A 20,819-nucleotide genomic window follows, 5' to 3' on the forward strand; every position below is an offset into this window, starting at 1 on the left:
AAAAGGGAGATGGCGCAAATATGGCGAGATCAAAAGAAAATGATTTAACGGAGAAATTGGCAGAAGGTCAACGAAAATATGGTGACGGCAACTTTACAGTACAGAACATCGGTGATGAAACTAACCCGAGTTGGACTGTCGTAAAAAATGTAAGGAAGGGATCGGCAGGCATTCGCGAAGAGGAAGATATATTAAGACTGCGATCAAAATATATAAAATAGTGCGGAAAGGTACGCCGAGATTCGCATTTTAAGACGATTATTTTTTATTCCGTGGATAGGGAATATCATCTAAATACGTCAGAATTTTCAATAGGGAATCGATAGAACAAAAAGGCATTCAACATTGGCGTAGGACTACTATATAGCGTATAATAGTAATTAACAAAAACGGTCAGTTGACCGCACAAATGAACGTTTAGCAAGTGATGAAAGAATCGTTTATATATCGTAGGTAATTGACGGGTCGGGAGTTAGAATCTCTCCTGGGACGCTAAAAAAACCTTGTTATCTTTTGATAACAAGGTTTTTTGTTTGTCTAAAAGTGATGTGTGTAAATAAAAATTGGAAATAACTAAACTATGAGTCGTAATAAAAACATTTGGAATCGCTGTAGCTATAGTGATTGTTTGGATATATATTTTTATACTACTATATAGAAATTAAGGTGCTATTAGGAGTAAATAGCTATTATTACATAATTAACAACATAAACAGGAGAAATGAATATGAAAAAGTATTTTGTAGTAGGGGTGCTGATGTTAAGTTTATTGGTCGGATGCGCACAAGATAACACTTCTATGGGAAAGGAAACGCCAAAGAAGAGTGAACAGGTTGAAAAGAAGGGGAAGTCTACTGATAAAAAGGTGGATGAAGAAAAAAATGTAAAAAATTCCGAGGAATCGGTGAAACTAAAGCCTGAACTTCAAACGTTCAATACGTGTGATTCGAACGGGAAGTACTGTGATCGTGGTATGCTAAACATTGGAAGTTTTAATGCTTTATCCGTAGGTATGACGGCGGAAGAAGTCACGGGAAAGTTGCAAAAGAATGCGGAGTCTAGTTCGTGGGCTACAGTAGATGGAAAAGAAGCTGTTCGGTATGAATATTCTGCGTCAATTACGAGTGTGACTGTTAATTATATCGATGGGAAACTGTACTCTGCGATTCATTCTATATATAATCCGAGATCAAAGGTGGTAAAAGTTACCGATTTGAATAATGATGGTTCATTCACGCAGCATGAGTGAGTTAATTAATAGCGTGAAATAAAAGACTATAAAAATGCATCAATTGTAAATGAATATAGAGAAATTCCGGAAAACGCCTCGAGTTATATCAGGTGTTTTTTTCATTTTTGGAAATCTTACAATTCTGTAAGGTAAGTGTAAGGAAGTTCGATGGTAACAAATTACTAATCCTCTATAATGAAGGTAACAACGATAAAACGAGGAGGAAGAAATGATGAAGGGATTAATCGTAACGGGTTTAACAGTTGCTTTTGGATTTGTAGCGTATGAGAAATTAACGTATGTAGTTGATGTTGTAAAACATTTAATCGCTTAGAAAAAACTACCATGAGAGGGAAAGGGAATGAGTGAATGAATGGAATGGTTATTCGGAATTATAGGTACTTGTAGTGTAGTATTATTGTTCTTTGTCCCGAGTGGTATACTTAGTTCGACAACGAGTTTGTTCTTCTTAAGTTTGTTTGCTTGTACGATGCTTATTATTATGTTTTTAATGAAGCGAAGTAAACCAATCTTCTACTTTAGCATGATTGTTATGGCAATTATTGTTCTCCAAATTATTACCCTTGTTATATACCCCACAATTATAAATGCTTTCCATTAATGATGAATCCTCTGCTTCTGTTGCTGAGGATTTTTGTTTGTGAAAAATGAATTTCATTTAAAATGTTGTTGATTTCCTGATATAAAAATTAAATATTCTCATATTTCAAACGAATGGTTTTGGAATGTTGTGTTCTCATTACGCATTTGATATATTTACTTTGAAGATAATTAAAATCTAGAAAAAGAGGCGAACGTATGGATAAAAAAGAAAATACGGTCGTATTGTTTCCGCAACTATCAGAACGCTATATTGATGAAGGTTTTTTAGCGTTGAAAGAGCGGAAATTCGAAGATGCATTGCGCTGCTTTGAAATATTACGTCAGTATAATGCGGAAACGGAACAAACAGAATTAGCTTCAGTTATTTGTTTGTTAGAATTAAAGCATATGGAAGAAGCGAAAGAAAAATGTGAGCAGCTGCTTGAAACGGGAGCTGTATTATTTGGTGACATTCTTGAAACGTATGTGACGATTTTAGTTCAAACAAATGATTATGAAGGTGTTATTGAAACTGTCGAAAAAGTTTTGCAAACGAAAGACATAATGCCCGAGCAAAAGGAAAAATTAGCGCAGCTCGCTTTATTTGCAGAAGGTATGCTAAATGAGGAAGACGCGTCGCTAGTTGATTCAAATTTTGAATTAGACGAGTTTACTAATGAACTTTTTGGAGGGAACTTTGGTCAAAAGCTAAGAGTGATCCAGAAACTTTCATTAAAAGACCTAGATCTTGCACTTCCTGCTTTAAAGAAATTTTTAATAGAGGAAAAGCAACACCCTTATTTGAAAACTTCTATTTTGTATAAGATGGTAGAAAATCAAATAGAAGAAGAGATAGAAGTAGAGAAGTTTGGAAATACGATAAAGGTAATCCCGGCATTTACAGGTCATAATGAGGAGCAATCCGATAAAATAATACATAAATTATCAAGCCGATTAGAGCAAAATTATCCGGATATATTTGATGCAATGGTTACATACTGGAAAGAATTACAAATTAGCACCTTCCCATTCCCTCTATTAATGGATAAAGTAGAAATTTGGGCTGCCGTCTTAGAGAGAATTGGAAGAAAGCGTTTCGGATTGGCTATTGATGAAGAAGAACTTATGACAGCATACAATATTGAATTTGAGGAATTTCATATTGCTTATCAATGGTTATTACGCATTGAAAGAGAAGGGTATTTGCCCGTATAATTATGAAAAAGAATCGTTCAGTTATTGAAACGAGCATATTCTATGTTATAATGTAAGGGTTGCAAAAGGCAGAAATCTGCCTGTTTGTAAGAGAAGAGAAGTATAATTCTCTTACTTAATATGTTTCATATTATTCTCGAACAAAATATACCGTAATTGTCTTTTAGACAATTAGTAGATTGGAACATTATATCTGAAAGCTTTTGCTAGAGGATTATTTGTACATTTGTTATTTCAAAAAAGAGATAATGAAGGTCTTAATCTATAGAGGTATGTGCATACATTATTATAGTTGGAGGGAAAGAATAAATGTCTACAAAATGGGAAAAATTAGAAGGTAACGTTGGCGTTTTAACAATCGAAGTTGATGCTAAAGAAGTAAACAACTCTATCGACGCTGCGTTCAAAAAAGTAGTAAAAACAATTAATGTACCAGGTTTCCGTAAAGGAAAAATGCCTCGTCCATTATTCGAACAACGCTTTGGTATTGAATCTTTATACCAAGATGCTTTAGATATCATCTTACCAAAAGCATACGGTGAAGCAATCGATGAAGCTGGTATCTTCCCAGTTGATCATCCTGAAATCGACATCGAGAAGTTCGAAAAAAATGCTAACCTTATCTTCACTGCAAAAGTTACAGTGAAACCTGAAGTTAAATTAGGTGAGTACAAAGGTTTAGCAGTAGAAAAAGTTGAAACAACTGTAACTGACGAAGATGTAGAGAACGAAGTAAAAGCTTTACAAGAGCGTCAAGCTGAACTAGTTGTTAAAGAAGAAGGAACTATTGAAAACGGTGATACAGCTGTAATCGACTTCGAAGGTTTCGTTGATGGCGAAGCATTTGAAGGCGGAAAAGGCGAAAACTACTCTCTTGCAATCGGTTCTGGTACTTTCATCCCAGGTTTCGAAGAGCAAGTAATTGGTCTTAAATCTGGTGATTCTAAAGACGTTGAAGTATCATTCCCAGAAGAGTACCATGCTGCTGAATTAGCTGGCAAACCAGCAACATTCAAAGTAACAATTCACGAAATCAAAACAAAAGAACTTCCTGAGTTAAACGACGAGTTCGCTAAAGATGCTGACGAAGAAGTTGCAACTCTTGATGAATTAAAAACAAAACTTCGCACAAACTTAGAAGAAGGCAAAAAGCACGAAGCTGAGCACAAAGTACGTGACGAAGTAGTAGAATTAGCTGCTGCTAACGCTGAAATCGACATTCCAGAAGCTATGATCGACACTGAGTTAGATCGTATGGTTCGTGAATTCGAGCAACGTTTAAGCCAACAAGGTATGAACCTTGAGCTTTACTACCAATTCACAGGTACTGACGCTGACAAGTTAAAAGAGCAAATGAAAGAGGATGCACAAAAACGTGTAAGAATCAATCTTGTTCTTGAAGCTATCATTGAAGCTGAAAACATCGAAGTTACTGAAGAAGAAGTAACTGCAGAAGTTGAAAAAATGGCTGAAATGTACGGTATGCCAGTAGACGCTATCAAGCAAGCTCTTGGAAGCGTAGACGCTTTATCTGAAGATCTTAAAGTGCGTAAAGCTGTAGACTTCTTAGTAGACAACGCTGCATAATAAAATAACAAGGCGCGATTTTAATCGTGCCTTGTTTTATAAATATAGAAATATATTTATAAAACTTTTCGATGAAGAAGGAAAAGTTTCTTCATAAGTCGAATATACATACTTCAAAAGTTTTAAAATTTTTTATTTGTACATAACTAGTCATATTATTTGTATTTCTCGCCACGTAGTGACATAATATGTATTTACATACGATACATTTATCGTGTACATACGAAGGCAAGAGGTTAGCACTTTGTAAGGGGTGTGAAAATATGTTTAAATTTAATGATGAAAAAGGTCAATTAAAATGTTCTTTCTGTGGTAAAACACAAACGCAAGTTCGAAAGTTAGTTGCAGGTCCAGGTGTTTACATTTGTGACGAGTGTATCGAGCTTTGTACTGAAATTGTACAAGAGGAGCTTGCGAAGGACGAAGAAGTAGAATTCAAAGATGTACCGAAACCGGTAGAAATTCGTGAAATCTTAGATGAGTATGTCATCGGACAAGATAACGCGAAAAAAGCACTAGCGGTAGCGGTATATAATCATTACAAACGTATTAATTCTAACAGCAAAATTGATGATGTAGAATTAGCGAAGAGTAATATTTCACTTATTGGGCCAACTGGTAGTGGTAAAACATTATTGGCACAAACATTAGCACGTATTTTAAATGTTCCATTTGCAATCGCGGATGCAACATCTTTAACTGAAGCTGGATACGTTGGGGAAGATGTAGAAAACATCTTACTAAAACTAATTCAAGCGGCTGATTATGATGTAGAGAAAGCGGAAAAAGGAATTATTTATATTGATGAGATTGATAAAGTGGCACGTAAGTCCGAAAATCCATCAATTACACGTGATGTATCTGGTGAAGGCGTACAGCAGGCACTTCTGAAAATTCTAGAAGGTACTGTAGCAAGCGTTCCACCTCAAGGTGGTCGTAAGCACCCGCATCAAGAGTTTATTCAAATTGATACAACGAACATCTTATTCATTTGTGGTGGAGCGTTTGATGGCATCGAGCCTATTATTAAACGTCGCCTTGGTGAGAAAGTAATTGGATTTGGTGCTGAGAAGAAAAATGCTGATGTAAATGAGAAGCATGTTTTATCTCACGTTTTACCAGAGGATCTTTTAAGATTCGGTTTAATTCCGGAGTTTATCGGTCGTCTTCCAGTTATTGCGAATCTAGAGCCGCTTGATGAAGATGCTCTTGTAGATATTTTAACTAAACCGAAAAATGCACTTGTTAAGCAATTCCAAAAATTATTGGAGCTTGACGATGTTGAGTTAGAGTTTGAAGAAGGTGCACTAGTTGAGATTGCGAAAAAAGCAATTGAACGTAAGACAGGTGCTCGTGGACTTCGTTCTATTATTGAAGGCTTAATGCTTGATGTAATGTTCGAACTTCCATCTCGCAAAGATATCGAGAAGTGTGTTCTTACAAAAGAAACAGTAGCTGATAATGCACCGCCAAAATTGGTGTTACAAGACGGTACTGTACTTGATACAAAAACATCTGCATAATGCGAAGAAGAAACAGCAATTTTTATAATTGCTGTTTTTCTTTATGTTTAGCACTATTCCTCCCAGGAAATACTAAATGATAAAACATAGCGGGAGGAAATGAATTATGAGCTGGACAAATATATTTTTACTTGTTCAACTTGTTTTTGGTGTAATTGTCGGATTGTACTTTTGGCATTTACTTCGAAATCAGCGAACACAAAAAGTTTCAATTGATCGAGAATCGAAAAAAGAATTGGAGCAGCTTCGTAAAATGCGTGAGATTTCTTTAACAGAGCCACTTGCGGAAAAGGTGCGTCCTACATCCTTTTTAGACATTGTAGGGCAAGAAGACGGGATTAAGTCGTTAAAAGCGGCTCTTTGTGGTCCTAATCCGCAACATGTGATCATATATGGTCCGCCAGGTGTCGGAAAGACAGCGGCAGCACGCCTTGTATTAGAAGAAGCGAAACGAAACCCGAAATCGCCATTTCGTACGAATGCAACATTTATTGAACTTGATGCGACGACAGCTAGGTTTGATGAACGTGGTATTGCAGATCCTTTAATTGGTTCAGTCCATGATCCAATTTATCAAGGAGCGGGTGCAATGGGGCAAGCGGGTATCCCGCAACCGAAAAAAGGGGCTGTAACAGATGCACATGGAGGCATTTTGTTTATTGATGAGATTGGTGAATTACATCCGATTCAAATGAACAAAATGTTAAAGGTGTTAGAAGATCGGAAAGTATTTTTGGAAAGTGCGTACTATAGTGAAGAAAATTCGATGATTCCAACATATATACATGATATCTTTCAAAAAGGTTTACCAGCCGATTTTCGCTTAGTTGGTGCAACGACTCGTTCGCCAGAGGAAATTCCTCCTGCAATTCGGTCGCGGTGTTTAGAAGTGTTCTTCCGGGAGTTAGAAACAGAAGAAATTCAAAAAGTAGCGAAGAATGCAGCTGACAAAGTGGAGATGCAAATAGGTGAGAACGGTATTGAAATGATTGGAATGTATGCAAGAAATGGACGGGAAGCGATTAACCTTGTACAAATTTCTGCTGGTATGGCGATAAATGAAGAACGTTCTTTCATTAAAGATGAAGATATAGAGTGGGTTGTTCATTCGAGCCAACTTACACCAAAGTACGAAAAGCACATTTATCCAATTCCAAGGATTGGCCTTGTGAACGGGCTTGCTGTATATGGGCCGAATACAGGCGCTTTATTAGAAATTGAGGTAACAGCTATTCCTGCGAAAGATAAAGGGTCAGTAAATGTAACTGGTATTGTGGAAGAGGAAAGTATTGGGAATCAAACGAAATCAATCCGCCGTAAAAGTATGGCGAAAGGTTCTGTTGATAACGTATTAACAGTACTCCGTTCTCTAGATGTACTTCCAGAAGGCTATGATATACATATTAACTTTCCGGGCGGTATCCCGATTGATGGTCCTTCGGCAGGGATTGCTATGGCAACGGGTGTTTATTCAGCGGTGCATCGTACATATGTGAATAATGAAGTAGCGATGACAGGTGAAATAAGTATCCACGGAGAAGTGAAGCCTATCGGTGGTGTGTACGCAAAAATAAAAGCTGCGAAAAAAGCGGGGGCTAAGAAAGTCATTATTCCGGCTGAAAACATGCAACCATTTTTGTATACAATAAAGGGAATTGAAATCATTCCTGTCCGCAAATTAAAAGAAGTATTTGAATTAACATTTATGCAGGAAAATATGCATCGTGAGATTGATGTACAGACTGCTTTGGACGAAACAGATGCACAATCAATGTAAGAATAAACGATAATAAAATTTGCCAGACTTCGTTTAAGTTTGTATGCTTAAGCGGAGTCTTTTTTCTTTTCATAAGGGAGAAAAAACAAGATATTAACGATTGCGGATAATCTCTGCAATTGCATCTAGATGTATTGTAATATAAAATAGTTGAACAGGAGTTTAATTTATTATGGAGGTGCTATGTCTAGTATGAATACGAACGAAAGAATTGTGCCCCTCCTACCATTAAGAGGCGTTCTCGTATATCCAACGATGGTTCTGCATCTTGATGTAGGACGTGATAAATCGATACAAGCACTAGAGCAGGCGGCAATGGATGAAAATATCATCTTTTTAGCAATGCAAAAAGAAATGAATATCGATGATCCGAAAGAAGATGACATATATAGTGTAGGTACAGTGGCGAAAGTGAAGCAGATGCTTAAATTGCCGAACGGTACGCTTCGTGTCCTTGTGGAAGGTTTACATAGAGCAGAAGTAGTAGAGTTTATCGAAGAAGAAAATGTAGTGCAAGTTTCTATTAAAACGGTAACGGAAGAAGTGGAAGATGATTTAGAAGAGAAAGCTCTTATGCGTACGTTACTGGAGCATTTCGAACAATATATTAAAGTTTCGAAAAAAGTTTCAAATGAAACATTTGCAACGGTAGCTGATGTAGAAGAACCGGGAAGACTAGCTGATTTAATTGCTTCTCACTTGCCGATTAAAACGAAGCAGAAACAAGAGATTTTAGAGATTGTATCTGCAAAAGAACGACTACATACACTTATTTCAATTATTCAAGATGAACAAGAGTTGCTTAGCCTAGAAAAGAAAATTGGACAAAAAGTGAAACGTTCAATGGAGCGCACACAAAAAGAATATTTCTTACGTGAGCAAATGAAGGCGATTCAAACAGAACTTGGTGATAAAGAAGGTAAGGGCGGGGAAGTTGAAGAACTTCGTGAGAAAATTGAACAGTCAGGAATGCCTGAAGAAACAACGAAGGCTGCGCTGAAAGAATTAGATCGTTATGAAAAGTTACCAGCAAGTTCTGCGGAGAGCGGTGTTATTCGCAATTATATTGACTGGTTATTAGCCCTTCCGTGGACAGAAGCGACAGAGGATATGATTGATCTTGTTCATTCTGAAGAGATTTTAAATAAAGATCATTACGGCCTTGAAAAAGTAAAAGAGCGAGTGCTTGAATATTTAGCTGTACAAAAATTGACTAACTCATTAAAAGGCCCTATTCTTTGTTTAGTAGGACCTCCTGGGGTCGGAAAAACTTCGTTAGCTCGTTCTATCGCAACATCATTGAATCGTAACTTTGTCCGTGTATCCCTTGGCGGTGTACGTGATGAGTCTGAAATTCGTGGTCACCGCCGTACGTATGTTGGAGCAATGCCAGGACGCATTATTCAAGGTATGAAAAAGGCGAAAACAGTTAATCCAGTCTTCTTATTAGATGAGATTGATAAAATGTCTAACGATTTCCGTGGAGATCCATCAGCAGCATTACTTGAAGTGTTAGATCCAGAACAAAACCATAACTTTAGTGATCATTACATTGAAGAGCCATATGATCTATCGAAAGTTATGTTTGTAGCAACTGCTAATACACTTTCAAGTATTCCAGGTCCGCTGCTTGACCGTATGGAAATCATTTCGATTGCTGGCTATACAGAACTTGAAAAGGTACACATTGCTCGTGAACATTTACTGCCGAAACAATTAAAAGAGCATGGCTTACGAAAAGGTAATTTACAAGTACGTGATGAAGCGCTTCTTGAAATTATTCGTTATTATACACGTGAGGCTGGTGTTCGTACACTAGAGCGTCAAATTGCAAAAGTTTGTCGTAAAGCAGCAAAAATCATTGTTACAGAAGAACGCAAGCGAATTGTTGTAACGGAGAAAAATGTTGTTGATTTACTTGGCAAGCACATATTCCGTTACGGACAAGCTGAGAAGACAGACCAAGTTGGTATGGCGACTGGTTTAGCCTACACAGCAGCTGGTGGTGATACACTTGCTATTGAAGTGTCTGTAGCGCCAGGTAAAGGGAAATTAATTTTAACAGGGAAACTTGGGGATGTTATGAAAGAATCAGCACAAGCAGCGTTTAGTTATATTCGTTCTCGTGCAGAAGAGCTGCAGATCGATCCGAATTTCCATGAGAAAAATGATATTCATATTCATGTTCCAGAAGGAGCAGTTCCAAAAGATGGACCGTCAGCAGGTATTACGATGGCAACGGCACTTATTTCGGCACTAACAGGTATTCCTGTAAGTAAAGAAGTAGGTATGACAGGTGAAATTACACTTCGTGGTCGTGTATTACCAATTGGTGGTTTAAAAGAAAAAACATTAAGTGCTCACCGCGCAGGCTTAACAAAAATTATTTTGCCAGCAGAAAACGAGAAAGATTTAGATGATATTCCAGAGAGCGTAAAAGAAAACCTTACGTTTGTGCTTGCATCTCATTTAGATGAAGTATTGGAGCACGCATTAGTAGGAGTGAAACAATGAAAGTAACAAAAGCAGATATTGTAATTAGTGCTGTTAAACCAGAACAATATCCAGACAGTGATTTACCAGAAATTGCATTAGCAGGTCGTTCAAATGTCGGGAAGTCTTCCTTCATTAATAAAATTTTAAATCGTAAAAAGTTAGTACGTATTTCTTCTAAACCAGGAAAAACGCAAACACTGAACTTTTTCTTAATCAATGAAATGATGCATTTTGTTGACGTTCCAGGCTATGGATATGCGAAAGTATCTAAAACGGAGCGCGCGGCATGGGGCAAGATGATTGAAACGTACTTTACAACACGTGAGCAATTAGACGCAGCTGTATTAGTAGTTGATTTACGTCACCAACCAACAAAAGATGACGTGATGATGTATGATTTCTTAAAGCATTATGAAATCCCAACAATTATTATTGCAACGAAAGCCGATAAAATTCCGAAAGGGAAATGGCAAAAGCATTTAAAAGTTGTAAAAGAAACGCTTGCTGTTGAAATTGGCGATGAAATCGTTCTATTCTCTTCTGAAACAGGACTTGGAAAAGAAGAGGCATGGAAAGCAATTCATAAAATGACAAAAACAAAAAACGCGTGACGAATGTCGCGCGTTTTTTTCTTTATACACTTTTAGCGTACGTTTAATGTTACTTCAATATTCCCTCGTGTTGCTTTAGAGTACGGACACACCCCGTGAGCAGCTTCTACAAGTTCTTGTGCTTCACTATGTGAAACGCCAGCGACATGTACATCAAGTACAGCAGATAGACCGAAACCACCATCTGTATCTTTTCCGATAGAAACGTGAGCAGTTACTTCTGTACTTTCCACTTTCACACGTTTTGTACGAATGACAAGTTGTAATGCGCTATCAAAGCAAGCTGCATAACCAGCAGCAAATAGTTGTTCTGGATTTGTTGCCTCTCCGCCTGCACCACCTAGTGCTTTCGGCATTTTTACATCAAGGTTTAATATGCCATCATCTGAAACTACTTTCCCGTTTCTTCCACCTGTTGCTGTTACTGAAGCAGTATATAATTTATCCATGTTTATTCCCCTTTTCTATCATTAATGGTTTTCATTGTTTCAATTAGTTTATTTAATTGAATTAATAAAGAACGATATTCTTGCTCTGTAATTCCTAAATTTGTAGCCATCGTTGTCGGTAATGAACAAGCCTTTTCTTTTAAATCCTTGCCTTGTTCTGTTAATTCAATACAAACTTTTCGCTCGTCTTCTTTTGAACGAACACGTTTTACAAGTTTTAATGATTCCATGCGTTTTAACATGGGTGTTAAAGTGCCGGAATCTAAAAATAGGCGTTCGCCAATTTCTTTTACTGTTAGTCCGTCTTGCTCCCATAGTACGAGTAACGTAATGTACTGGGGATACGTAATGCCCATTTCTTCTAAATAGGGCCGATAAAAACGGGTAACTTCTCTTGAACAAGCGTAAATAGAAAAACAAAGTTGGTTATCTAGTTGCAAAGAATCTTCTTTCATCAGCAACACCTCTCTTTTAAATTGTGCACAATTTAATTTTGTAAAATCAATATAACGAAAAAGAAATACGATGTCAAATACATTGCATTGAGAAAGTGAGTACTATATTTTGGAACAATCATACATATTTTCCTTCATGATGAAAGAAGATAGAAAAGATGATGTTATAATTAATATGGAATAGTTTCCATCACTTGATTATGAGGACTTTTTTTGGTAACGTACAAATAGAGTTATTAATTTATAATCATTATAAAGTAGAAAGCTTTTTATTAGTTATACTGAATCTCCTTCGTTAACATACGGAGAATAAATAAAAAATAATCGGTTGTTCACACGATTGTCAGATTCATAAGAGGAAAGTTGTATTATGATAGTAGATAAAGTGATAAAACGGGTGAAGGGGGACGTGCTGCGTGCATATTCTTGTTGTTAGTGTAAATTATCGAACAGCCCCTGTAGAATTTCGTGAGAAACTCACATTTCAGGCAGCAGAGCTAGAGCAAGCAATGACTACATTACAAAATCAAAAGAGCGTGCTAGAAAATGTCATTGTATCAACTTGTAATCGCACTGAGATTTACGCTGTCGTCGATCAATTACACACGGGACGGTATTATATTAAGAAGTTTTTAGCTGATTGGTTTCAGCTTGAAATAGACGAAGTCGCACCATACTTAACTATTTTTGAACAAGATGGTGCAATAGATCATTTATTCCGCGTAACGTGCGGTTTAGATTCTATGGTAGTTGGAGAAACACAGATTTTAGGCCAAATAAAAGATAGCTTTTTAGAAGCGCAGCAAGTAAAAACGACAGGCACAATTTTTAATGAGTTGTTTAAGCAAGTGGTTACGTTAGCGAAACGTGCGCACTCAGAGACAACGATTGGTGAAAGTGCGATGTCTGTTAGTTATGCCGCTGTTGAACTTGGAAGGAAAATATTTGGTGAGTTAACAGATTGTCATGTACTTATTCTTGGTGCTGGTAAGATGGGTGAACTTGCTCTGCAAAATTTATATGGAAGCGGTGCTCGTAAAGTAACAGTTATGAATAGAACGCTTTCGAAAGCAGAAGTAATGGCTGAGAAATATATGGGACATGCAAAGCCTTTAAGTGAATTGCAATGTGCATTATTGGAAGCTGATATTTTAATTAGTTCGACGGGTGCATCAGAATATGTCATTACGAAAGAGATGATGACGAAAGTGGAGAAAATGCGCTCTGGTCGTCCGTTATTTATGGTTGATATTGCAGTACCGCGTGATATTGATCCTGCGATTGATGAATTAGAAGGCTCTTTCTTATATGACATTGATGATCTGCAAGGTGTAGTGGAAGCAAACCGTGCCGAGCGTTTGAAGGAAGCAGAGAAAATTCAATTTATGATTGAAGAGGAAATGGTTTTATTTAAAACGTGGTTAAGTACGCTTGGTGTTGTACCGTTAATATCGGCTCTACGTGATAAAGCGCTAGCAATTCAAAGTGATACGATGGAAAGCCTTGAACGAAAAATACCAAATCTTAGTGATCGTGAGAAAAAGGTAATTAGTAAACATACGAAAAGTATTATTAATCAATTGCTAAAAGACCCAATTTTAGTAGCGAAAGAACTAGCTGCTGAAGAGGGAGCAAGCGAAAAATTAGCCTTATTTGCGAAGATTTTTGATTTAGAAGTAGAAGAAGCGGGAAATACGGAAGAAGTAGAACATAAAAGAGTGTGGACACCATCCGTTCCATCTTTATAATTTGGAAGGATGATCGGATGAGTTTTTTAAATAACAGTATTATTTATCATATTGCAATTATTTTATATGCTTGTAGCATTAGTTTATATTTTATAGATTATTTCCAAAGTAACCGAAAGGCGAACCGATTTGCTTTTTGGTTACTTGCGATTGTATGGGTATTGCAGTCTATCTTTATGTTGCTTAGGGCTACAGATTCAGAAACGAATCCTATTTTAACTTTATTGTCAGGGATTTATTTTTATGTTTGGTTATTGATTACGATGTCATTAGTCATTAATCGATTTATGCGCATTGACTTTTTAGTCTTTTTTACAAATGTTGTAGCATTTGGCGTAAGCGCTTTTTCTATTTTTACACCGCTCGGAAAGATGTCGCCAGTACTTGCAGAGCAATTAGTTTCAGAGCTTGTATACGTGCATGTCGGTATGGCGATTATTTCTTATGCAACGTTTACTGTATCGTTCATTTTTTCTATTATGTATTTATTGCAATATCGGCTATTAAAAAAGAAAAAATGGAATGCGAGATTAAGAAGGTTAGGAAATTTGCCGAAGCTTGAATCTATGTCTTACGGATTAAATTTATTTTCTGTTCCGTTTTTCTTATTAGCAATTATATTAGGATGCATATGGGGATATACAAAATTGGATAATTTCCATTGGTATGATACGAAAGTAATCGGGTCTTTTGTCGTTCTATTTACATATTGTGCGGGCTTATATTTACGAGCGGCAGATGTGTTGCAAGGTAAGAAAATTGTGCTGTGGAATATCGGGGCATTTCTCGTAATGCTAGTTAACATTTTTCTATTAAGTAGTTTATCTAATTTCCACTTTTGGTATTTATAATGAGGAGAGAGAATTATGCGCAAAATTATTGTAGGTTCACGAAAGAGTAAGCTAGCATTAACACAAACAAATTGGTTTATCGATCAATTAAAAGCGCTTGGTTTACCATATGAATTTGAAGTGAAAGAAATCGTCACAAAAGGTGATGTTATTTTAGATGTTACTCTTTCAAAAGTAGGCGGAAAAGGTTTATTTGTAAAGGAAATTGAACACGCGTTACTTACGAAGGAAATTGATATGGCTGTACATAGTATGAAAGATATGCCGGCTGTACTTCCAGATGGATTAACGATTGGTTGTACACCAAAGCGCGTTGACCCTCGTGACGCTTTTATTTCTAAAAACGGAGAATCGTTTAAAGACTTAGCAAAAGGTGCAATCTTAGGGACGAGTAGTTTGAGACGTAGTGCACAACTACTAGCTGCGAGACCAGATTTACAAGTGAAGTGGATCCGCGGAAATATCGATACACGCTTACGTAAGTTAAAAGATGAAGATTACGATGCAATTATTTTAGCGACAGCTGGATTACAGAGAATGGGCTGGGACGATGAAGTTATTACAGAACATTTAGATGAAACGTTATGTGTACCAGCTGTAGGACAAGGTGCATTAGCGATTGAATGTCGTGAGGACGATAAGGATTTACTTCAGTTGTTAGCACATATTAATGATGCAGTAACAGAAAGAACAGTGGCTGCTGAACGAGTATTTCTTCACAAACTTGAAGGTGGATGCCAAGTTCCAATCGCTGGATATGCAACTCTTAAAGAAGATGATGCAATCGAATTAACAGCGCTTGTTGGTTCTATGGACGGTTCTGTTTTATTAAAAGAGACAGTAGTAGGTACTGATCCAAAGGAAGTAGGATTAGAGGCTGCGGATCGTTTAATTAAACAAGGAGCAAAAGAGCTCATCCTTGCTGCGAATAAGGGGCAACAATAAATATGAACGCTCTCGCTGGCAAAACGGTATTGATTACACGTGCCCAGCACCAAGCGAAACAAATGAGTGTAGCAGTGAAAGAAAGGAGCGGAATTCCATTGGAAATTCCGCTTTTGCGTATGGAAGGTATGTCTCATAGGCAAATTCAACATATAGCAGGGCAGCTACATTCGTATGACTGGGTTATGTTTACGAGTAAAAATGGTGTAGCTTTTTTTCTAGATAGTTTGAGAAAGAAGCTCCCCGGAACGATTAAAATTGCTGCAGTAGGCGTGAAAACAAAGTTAGAGTTAGAAAAGCGAGGCTATCAAGTAGATTTTGTTCCCACTGCATTTGTTGCAGAAGTATTTGCAGAAGAGTTTGTAAAAAAACTAAGTGGAAACGAATGTATTTTATTTCCGAAAGGGAATTTAGCAAGAGATGTTATCCCAGTTAAACTCCGGGAAATGGGTGTTTCTCTAGAGGAGCTAATCGTATACGGTACGAAAGAAAATGTAGAGAAAAAACAAGAACTGATAACAGCGTTGAAGTTTGGGAAAGTAGACATTATTACATTTACGAGCCCTTCAACTGTTAATAGTTTTGTCCGTTTACTTGAGGGTACAAACTGGAGAGAATGGACAAAAAAATGTACAATTGCTTGTATAGGACCGATAACAGCGAAAGAGGCAAGAAGTTATTTCTCAGAAGTTATCGTGCCAGAAGAATACACAATAGAATCGTTAATACAATGCATTTGTGAATCTATTTTACATGCATAATCAAAATAAAAGAATGGGGATAGAAATCTATGAATTCTTTACAATTTAATCGTCATCGTCGCTTAAGACAAAGCGGTAATTTGCGTGCGCTTGTGCGTGAAACGTTTTTACATACGGAAGACTTTATTTACCCTATTTTTGTATTAGAAGGTGAAAATGTTCGTAATGAAGTTCCTTCTATGCCAGGCGTATATCAAATGTCTTTAGATTTATTGCAAGCTGAAATGCAAGAGGTTGTTGACTTAGGTATTCGTTCTGTTATTGTATTTGGTTTACCTGCTGAAAAGGATGAAGTTGGATCATCAGCATATTGTGATCATGGAATTGTGCAACGTGCAATTAAGCAAATTAAAGGTGATTTCCCTGAGCTAGTAGTAGTTGCGGATACATGTTTATGTCAATTCACAAGCCATGGTCATTGCGGTGTGATTGAAGATGGTATTATTTTAAATGACGAGTCTCTTGCAGTTCTTGCGAAAACAGCTGTAAGCCAAGCAAAAGCAGGAGCGGACATTATTGCGCCGTCAAACATGATGGACGGATTCGTAACAGCAATTCGCCATGCATTAGATGAAAATGGTTTTGGTCATGTGCCAGTTATGTCGTACGCTGTGAAATATTCATCAGCATTTTACGGACCATTCCGTGATGCGGCGCACGGTGCACCACAATTTGGTGATCGCAAAACATATCAGATGGACCCAGCGAACCGTATGGAAGCGTTCCGTGAAGCAGAATCAGATGTAATGGAAGGGGCAGATTTCTTAATTGTAAAGCCAGCTCTTTCTTACTTAGATATCGTTCGTGATGTGAAAAAAAACTTTAATTTACCAGTCGTTGCTTATAACGTAAGCGGTGAATATTCAATGATTAAAGCGGCGGCGCAAAATGGTTGGATTAATGAAAAAGAAGTTGTACTTGAAAAATTAATTAGCATGAAACGTGCAGGAGCAGATTTAATTATTACGTATCATGCAAAAGATGCAGCAAGATGGTTACAAGAAGGAGGCGCTAAATAATGAAAAAGTTTGATAAGTCGATTGCGGCGTTTGAAGAGGCACAAGACTTAATGCCTGGTGGCGTAAATAGCCCTGTTCGTGCCTTTAAATCTGTCGGTATGAATCCGTTGTTTATGGAGCGTGGAAAAGGTTCTAAAGTATATGATATCGATGGAAATGAATACATCGATTACGTATTATCATGGGGTCCTTTAATTCATGGCCATGCAAATGATCGTGTTGTGGAAGCTTTAAAAGCTGTTGCTGAAAGAGGTACAAGCTTCGGTGCACCAACAGAAATTGAAAATAAATTAGCAAAACTTGTTATTGAGCGCGTACCATCAATTGAGATTGTACGTATGGTTAACTCTGGAACAGAAGCAACAATGAGTGCACTACGTTTAGCTCGTGGTTATACAGGCTGTAACAAAATTTTGAAATTCATTGGTTGTTACCATGGTCATGGCGATTCGTTATTAATTAAAGCAGGCTCTGGTGTGGCGACGCTAGGTTTACCAGATAGCCCTGGTGTACCAGAAGGGGTAGCGAAAAATACGATTACAGTAGCTTATAACGATTTAGAAAGTGTGAAATACGCTTTTGAACAATTCGGTGATGATATTGCTTGTGTAATTGTAGAACCAGTAGCGGGCAATATGGGTGTTGTTCCTCCACAACCTGGATTTTTAGAAGGCCTTCGTGAAGTAACAGAGCAAAACGGTTCATTGCTTATTTTTGATGAAGTAATGACAGGATTCCGAGTTGCTTATAATTGTGGACAAGGTTATTACGGTGTAACACCTGATTTAACTTGTTTAGGTAAAGTAATCGGTGGTGGCTTACCAGTAGGAGCATACGGTGGTAAAGCAGAAATTATGCGCCAAGTTGCGCCAAGCGGGCCGATTTACCAAGCTGGTACTTTATCAGGTAACCCGCTTGCGATGGCAGCAGGTTATGAAACGTTAGTACAATTAACGCCAGAATCATATGTAGAATTTGAGCGTAAAGCTGAAATGTTAGAAGTTGGCTTACGTAAAGCGGCTGAAAAACATGGCATTCCGCATTATATTAACCGTGCTGGTTCTATGATTGGTATTTTCTTCACAGATGAGCAGGTTATTAATTACGATGCAGCAAAATCTTCAAACTTAGAATTCTTTGCGGCTTACTATCGTGAAATGGTAGAACAAGGTGTATTCTTACCACCATCTCAATTCGAAGGTTTATTCTTATCGACAGCACATAGTGATGCAGATATTGAAGCGACGATTGCAGCGGCTGAAATTGCAATGTCAAAATTAAAAGCTTAATTTAATAAAGAAAATCGCTCTCCATAAGGGGAGCGATTTTTTTTATTCATAAAGTAGGCTTTCCATACATAAATCTGTAATGACATATAGTTTGGGAGGGGGAAAAGAAGTGACAACAGATCATTCATTACGATTTTCATTAAAAGAATCTGTTTGGTTCCAAAAAGGACAGGAAGTCGAAGAACTTTTGTCAATTTCGTTAGATCCAGACGTTGAGATAGAAGAGCTTGATCATGAAGTTATCGTGAGAGGGCAGTTAGATTTAACGGGAGAGTATGTTGCAAGGCAAGATGATTCAGCTTATTCATTAAGAGAGCTATCACCAGCAAAGGCAATTGATTATGTAGAAACAAGGGAAGACGGGGTTAATGAGCTTGTCCATTCCTTTCCGCTTGAAATATCAATTCCAAGAAATCGAGTGAAAGTCATTGAAGAATTATATGTATCAATTGAGGAATTTGATTATGAATTAAAGGAAAATGGTTGCTTACAATTGTTAGCGGATATATCTATTACAGGTTTATGTGATGAAGAAAGAATCGAGGATGAAGAGGAAGAAACGGTGTATGCTGAGTTAGAAGATGAGCCAGCTGAAGAGGATGAAAATAGACCTGCAACGCATGTAGAAGAACCAGTCTATAAGGAATCGGATGAGTGGGAAGATTACGCATTTGAACCGTTCCAACTAGAAGAAAGAAAAGAGCAGAAATTAGAGGAAGAGGAAATAGAAGAACATGAATTTGTGGAGCGTGAAGAGGAGAAAGAAGCAACTCCACAATTTGAATTGTTCGGACGAAAAGATTTCAAGAAAGAAAAAGCGAAAAAGCAGGAGGAACAAGAAGAAGAAGCGTACTCACAGCGAGATGAAAATGCGCTTTATTTAACAAAAATATTTACGAAAGAACCGGAAGAAGAATTTACAAAGTTAAGAATGTATTTTGTGCAAGAAGGGGATACAATCGAATCTGTTGCAGAACGTTATGAAACGTCTGTGCAAAATTTATATCGTGTAAATCAATCAGAAGATATATATTTAACTACAGGGCAAATTATATATATTCCTGTTTCAAAAGCAAAGGCGAAATAAGTGAGTGGTTTTTTTCACTCACCTCTTTTCTTTTCCTAAAAGTTATGTTTTGAATAAGAAAGGGTCATTCGTATGGATATTGAATTACGAAATCGCTATGAACCCATTGTTAGGCAATATAGATTGGATACGCAGCATATGGAAGAGCACGGAAGTGTAATGAAAATTTATACGAATCAAGGTCCGTATGCGTTAAAGAAAATACAAGATAGAAAATTAGAGCGGAATAATTTTTTGCATCACATTCAATATTTGAAAGAGAAAGGTTTTTCGAATTATGTACCTATTTATCATGCGACGGACGGAAATTATGTCTTAAGTGATGGGACATATAGTTATTATTTAATGCCTTGGTTAGAACGTGCGGAAGGAAACGGTGAGGATAACGATCAATATCACAAAATGTTTCAGACGCTCGGAACGTTGCATCAAAAAACGGTGAAAGAGGAGACGTATACAGAAGAAGAATTAGAAAAACATTATACAAATATATCCGACCGTTGGGAAAATGATGGTGAGATGTTAGAAGAGTTTCTTGTAGAATCTGAAGCGAAGTGGTATATGTCTCCGTTTGAATTACAATATTGTACGTATTATCACCATGTTATGAGAGCTCGCGAGTTCGCAACAAAGCAATTAAATGAATGGCATGATGCGATGAAAGAAAAGGAAACAACACGTACTACTTTCGTTCATGGGAATGTATCGCTTAATCATTTTTTATTTGATTATGAGCGAAACGGCTATTTTATTAGTTTAGAAAAATCGCAGTTTGCAACGCCTGTGCAAGATATAGTAGGTTTTTATTCTCGGTCTTTAAACACATATCCAATTGCACGGAGTGACCGCTTTGAATGGTATCAAATGTATCAAAAAAATTTCCCGTTTACGAAAGAGGAGCAGCTTCTTATGTTTGCATATATGACGTATCCGTCGCATTTTATTCGGCAAATTCAGTCGTATACGAAAAGAAGAAAGAGTCGTAATGAAGAAAATGAGCTCCGCGGGGTGAAAAGTTTGCAGCAATCGCATTGGCTCGTTAGCAATACAGAATATTTCCTTTCGCAATTACAAGCTGCCCAGCAAGGGAACGGATGAAGAAGATAAGTAGGGAGAACCCTGCTTATCTTTTTTATTAGTTCCATAAAGAGATAAAAGCCGTAGTTTCAAAT

Annotated in this window: 19 protein-coding genes; 17 read left to right on the plus strand and 2 right to left on the minus strand. The window is 37.2% G+C overall.

Features of this window, described 5'->3' with window-relative positions; all coding sequences use genetic code 11:
- Window positions 1-20: 20 nt before the first annotated feature.
- From CDB3_RS28195 to ysxC, 9 genes are all read left to right on the plus strand, one after another.
- The gene (locus CDB3_RS28195; RefSeq protein ID WP_128856733.1) at window positions 21-221 is read left to right on the plus strand and encodes a cytoplasmic protein; all 201 of its coding nucleotides are present in this window, start codon (window positions 21-23) and stop codon (window positions 219-221) included.
- Window positions 222-727: 506 nt separating this feature from the next.
- Window positions 728-1,249 carry a hypothetical protein gene (locus CDB3_RS28200; protein ID WP_128856734.1) on the plus strand — a complete coding sequence of 174 codons (522 nt, stop codon included), beginning with the start codon at window positions 728-730 and terminating at the stop codon, window positions 1,247-1,249.
- Window positions 1,250-1,604: 355 nt separating this feature from the next.
- Entirely contained in the window at window positions 1,605-1,853 is a 249-nt protein-coding gene (locus tag CDB3_RS28205; RefSeq protein WP_002094402.1) for a hypothetical protein, read from the plus strand.
- Window positions 1,854-2,050: 197 nt separating this feature from the next.
- Complete coding sequence (locus CDB3_RS28210) at window positions 2,051-3,049, plus strand: hypothetical protein (protein WP_128856735.1); 999 nt, start codon at window positions 2,051-2,053, stop codon at window positions 3,047-3,049.
- 309 nt (window positions 3,050-3,358) lie between these two features.
- A complete protein-coding gene (tig, locus tag CDB3_RS28215) occupies window positions 3,359-4,636 on the plus strand; it encodes a trigger factor (protein WP_097830544.1) in 1,278 nt (425 codons plus the stop codon).
- Between the two features lie 263 nt (window positions 4,637-4,899).
- Entirely contained in the window at window positions 4,900-6,159 is a 1,260-nt protein-coding gene (clpX, locus tag CDB3_RS28220) for an ATP-dependent protease ATP-binding subunit ClpX (protein WP_097830545.1), read from the plus strand.
- Window positions 6,160-6,265: 106 nt separating this feature from the next.
- A complete protein-coding gene (gene lonB / locus CDB3_RS28225; protein WP_128856736.1) occupies window positions 6,266-7,936 on the plus strand; it encodes an ATP-dependent protease LonB in 1,671 nt (556 codons plus the stop codon).
- Window positions 7,937-8,119: 183 nt separating this feature from the next.
- Window positions 8,120-10,450: an endopeptidase La gene (gene lon, locus CDB3_RS28230; RefSeq protein WP_128856737.1), complete on the plus strand. Its 2,331-nt coding sequence runs from the start codon at window positions 8,120-8,122 to the stop codon at window positions 10,448-10,450.
- Window positions 10,447-11,043 (plus strand): ribosome biogenesis GTP-binding protein YsxC, encoded by a 597-nt coding sequence (ysxC, locus tag CDB3_RS28235; protein WP_000869121.1) that lies wholly within the window; start codon window positions 10,447-10,449, stop codon window positions 11,041-11,043. The genes lon and ysxC overlap by 4 nt, the downstream gene beginning before the upstream one ends.
- 32 nt (window positions 11,044-11,075) lie before the next feature.
- Here ysxC and CDB3_RS28240 read toward each other — a convergent pair whose 3' ends face one another.
- Window positions 11,076-11,492, minus strand: a complete 417-nt coding sequence (locus CDB3_RS28240; RefSeq protein WP_000359781.1) for an organic hydroperoxide resistance protein — start codon at window positions 11,490-11,492, stop codon at window positions 11,076-11,078.
- A 2-nt stretch (window positions 11,493-11,494) separates the two neighbouring features.
- Window positions 11,495-11,947 (minus strand): MarR family winged helix-turn-helix transcriptional regulator, encoded by a 453-nt coding sequence (locus CDB3_RS28245; RefSeq protein ID WP_097830548.1) that lies wholly within the window; start codon window positions 11,945-11,947, stop codon window positions 11,495-11,497.
- Between the two features lie 416 nt (window positions 11,948-12,363).
- On the opposite strand from CDB3_RS28245, the gene hemA reads away from it, so the two are divergent.
- The 8 genes from hemA (at window position 12,364) to ysxE (ending at window position 20,745) form a co-directional block, all read left to right on the plus strand.
- Window positions 12,364-13,695 (plus strand): glutamyl-tRNA reductase, encoded by a 1,332-nt coding sequence (hemA, locus tag CDB3_RS28250; protein ID WP_128856738.1) that lies wholly within the window; start codon window positions 12,364-12,366, stop codon window positions 13,693-13,695.
- Between the two features lie 17 nt (window positions 13,696-13,712).
- On the plus strand, window positions 13,713-14,546 hold the full coding sequence (locus CDB3_RS28255) for a cytochrome c biogenesis protein (RefSeq protein WP_128856739.1): 834 nt from the start codon (window positions 13,713-13,715) through the stop codon (window positions 14,544-14,546).
- Window positions 14,547-14,561: 15 nt separating this feature from the next.
- Window positions 14,562-15,491, plus strand: coding sequence for a hydroxymethylbilane synthase (hemC, locus tag CDB3_RS28260; RefSeq protein WP_097830551.1), 930 nt, complete (start codon window positions 14,562-14,564; stop codon window positions 15,489-15,491).
- A 2-nt stretch (window positions 15,492-15,493) separates the two neighbouring features.
- Window positions 15,494-16,252: a uroporphyrinogen-III synthase gene (hemD, locus tag CDB3_RS28265; protein WP_128856740.1), complete on the plus strand. Its 759-nt coding sequence runs from the start codon at window positions 15,494-15,496 to the stop codon at window positions 16,250-16,252.
- A gap of 29 nt (window positions 16,253-16,281) precedes the next feature.
- On the plus strand, window positions 16,282-17,271 hold the full coding sequence (hemB, locus tag CDB3_RS28270) for a porphobilinogen synthase (RefSeq protein WP_128856741.1): 990 nt from the start codon (window positions 16,282-16,284) through the stop codon (window positions 17,269-17,271).
- Window positions 17,271-18,560, plus strand: coding sequence for a glutamate-1-semialdehyde 2,1-aminomutase (gene hemL, locus CDB3_RS28275; protein ID WP_128856742.1), 1,290 nt, complete (start codon window positions 17,271-17,273; stop codon window positions 18,558-18,560). The genes hemB and hemL overlap by 1 nt, the downstream gene beginning before the upstream one ends.
- A gap of 79 nt (window positions 18,561-18,639) precedes the next feature.
- The gene (spoVID, locus tag CDB3_RS28280) at window positions 18,640-19,647 is read left to right on the plus strand and encodes a stage VI sporulation protein D (protein ID WP_128856743.1); all 1,008 of its coding nucleotides are present in this window, start codon (window positions 18,640-18,642) and stop codon (window positions 19,645-19,647) included.
- Between the two features lie 72 nt (window positions 19,648-19,719).
- Entirely contained in the window at window positions 19,720-20,745 is a 1,026-nt protein-coding gene (ysxE, locus tag CDB3_RS28285; RefSeq protein ID WP_128856744.1) for a spore coat protein YsxE, read from the plus strand.
- The last annotated feature ends 74 nt before the right edge of the window (window positions 20,746-20,819 follow it).

Source organism: Bacillus sp. CDB3 (assembly GCF_002081505.1).
Lineage (GTDB): Bacteria > Bacillota > Bacilli > Bacillales > Bacillaceae_G > Bacillus_A > Bacillus_A cereus_AT.

What these genes read in the sequence shown, in the direction of transcription:
- CDB3_RS28195 (WP_128856733.1), top strand. Translation starts at nt 21, where the DNA reads ATGGCGAGATCAAAAGAAAATGATTTAACGGAGAAATTGGCAGAAGGT.
- CDB3_RS28200 (WP_128856734.1), top strand. Translation starts at nt 728, where the DNA reads ATGAAAAAGTATTTTGTAGTAGGGGTGCTGATGTTAAGTTTATTGGTC.
- CDB3_RS28205 (WP_002094402.1), top strand. Translation starts at nt 1,605, where the DNA reads ATGGAATGGTTATTCGGAATTATAGGTACTTGTAGTGTAGTATTATTG.
- CDB3_RS28210 (WP_128856735.1), top strand. Translation starts at nt 2,051, where the DNA reads ATGGATAAAAAAGAAAATACGGTCGTATTGTTTCCGCAACTATCAGAA.
- tig (WP_097830544.1), top strand. Translation starts at nt 3,359, where the DNA reads ATGTCTACAAAATGGGAAAAATTAGAAGGTAACGTTGGCGTTTTAACA.
- clpX (WP_097830545.1), top strand. Translation starts at nt 4,900, where the DNA reads ATGTTTAAATTTAATGATGAAAAAGGTCAATTAAAATGTTCTTTCTGT.
- lonB (WP_128856736.1), top strand. Translation starts at nt 6,266, where the DNA reads ATGAGCTGGACAAATATATTTTTACTTGTTCAACTTGTTTTTGGTGTA.
- lon (WP_128856737.1), top strand. Translation starts at nt 8,120, where the DNA reads ATGTCTAGTATGAATACGAACGAAAGAATTGTGCCCCTCCTACCATTA.
- ysxC (WP_000869121.1), top strand. Translation starts at nt 10,447, where the DNA reads ATGAAAGTAACAAAAGCAGATATTGTAATTAGTGCTGTTAAACCAGAA.
- CDB3_RS28240 (WP_000359781.1), bottom strand. Translation starts at nt 11,492, where the DNA reads ATGGATAAATTATATACTGCTTCAGTAACAGCAACAGGTGGAAGAAAC.
- CDB3_RS28245 (WP_097830548.1), bottom strand. Translation starts at nt 11,947, where the DNA reads ATGAAAGAAGATTCTTTGCAACTAGATAACCAACTTTGTTTTTCTATT.
- CDB3_RS28255 (WP_128856739.1), top strand. Translation starts at nt 13,713, where the DNA reads ATGAGTTTTTTAAATAACAGTATTATTTATCATATTGCAATTATTTTA.
- hemC (WP_097830551.1), top strand. Translation starts at nt 14,562, where the DNA reads ATGCGCAAAATTATTGTAGGTTCACGAAAGAGTAAGCTAGCATTAACA.
- hemD (WP_128856740.1), top strand. Translation starts at nt 15,494, where the DNA reads ATGAACGCTCTCGCTGGCAAAACGGTATTGATTACACGTGCCCAGCAC.
- hemB (WP_128856741.1), top strand. Translation starts at nt 16,282, where the DNA reads ATGAATTCTTTACAATTTAATCGTCATCGTCGCTTAAGACAAAGCGGT.
- hemL (WP_128856742.1), top strand. Translation starts at nt 17,271, where the DNA reads ATGAAAAAGTTTGATAAGTCGATTGCGGCGTTTGAAGAGGCACAAGAC.
- spoVID (WP_128856743.1), top strand. Translation starts at nt 18,640, where the DNA reads ATGACATATAGTTTGGGAGGGGGAAAAGAAGTGACAACAGATCATTCA.
- ysxE (WP_128856744.1), top strand. Translation starts at nt 19,720, where the DNA reads ATGGATATTGAATTACGAAATCGCTATGAACCCATTGTTAGGCAATAT.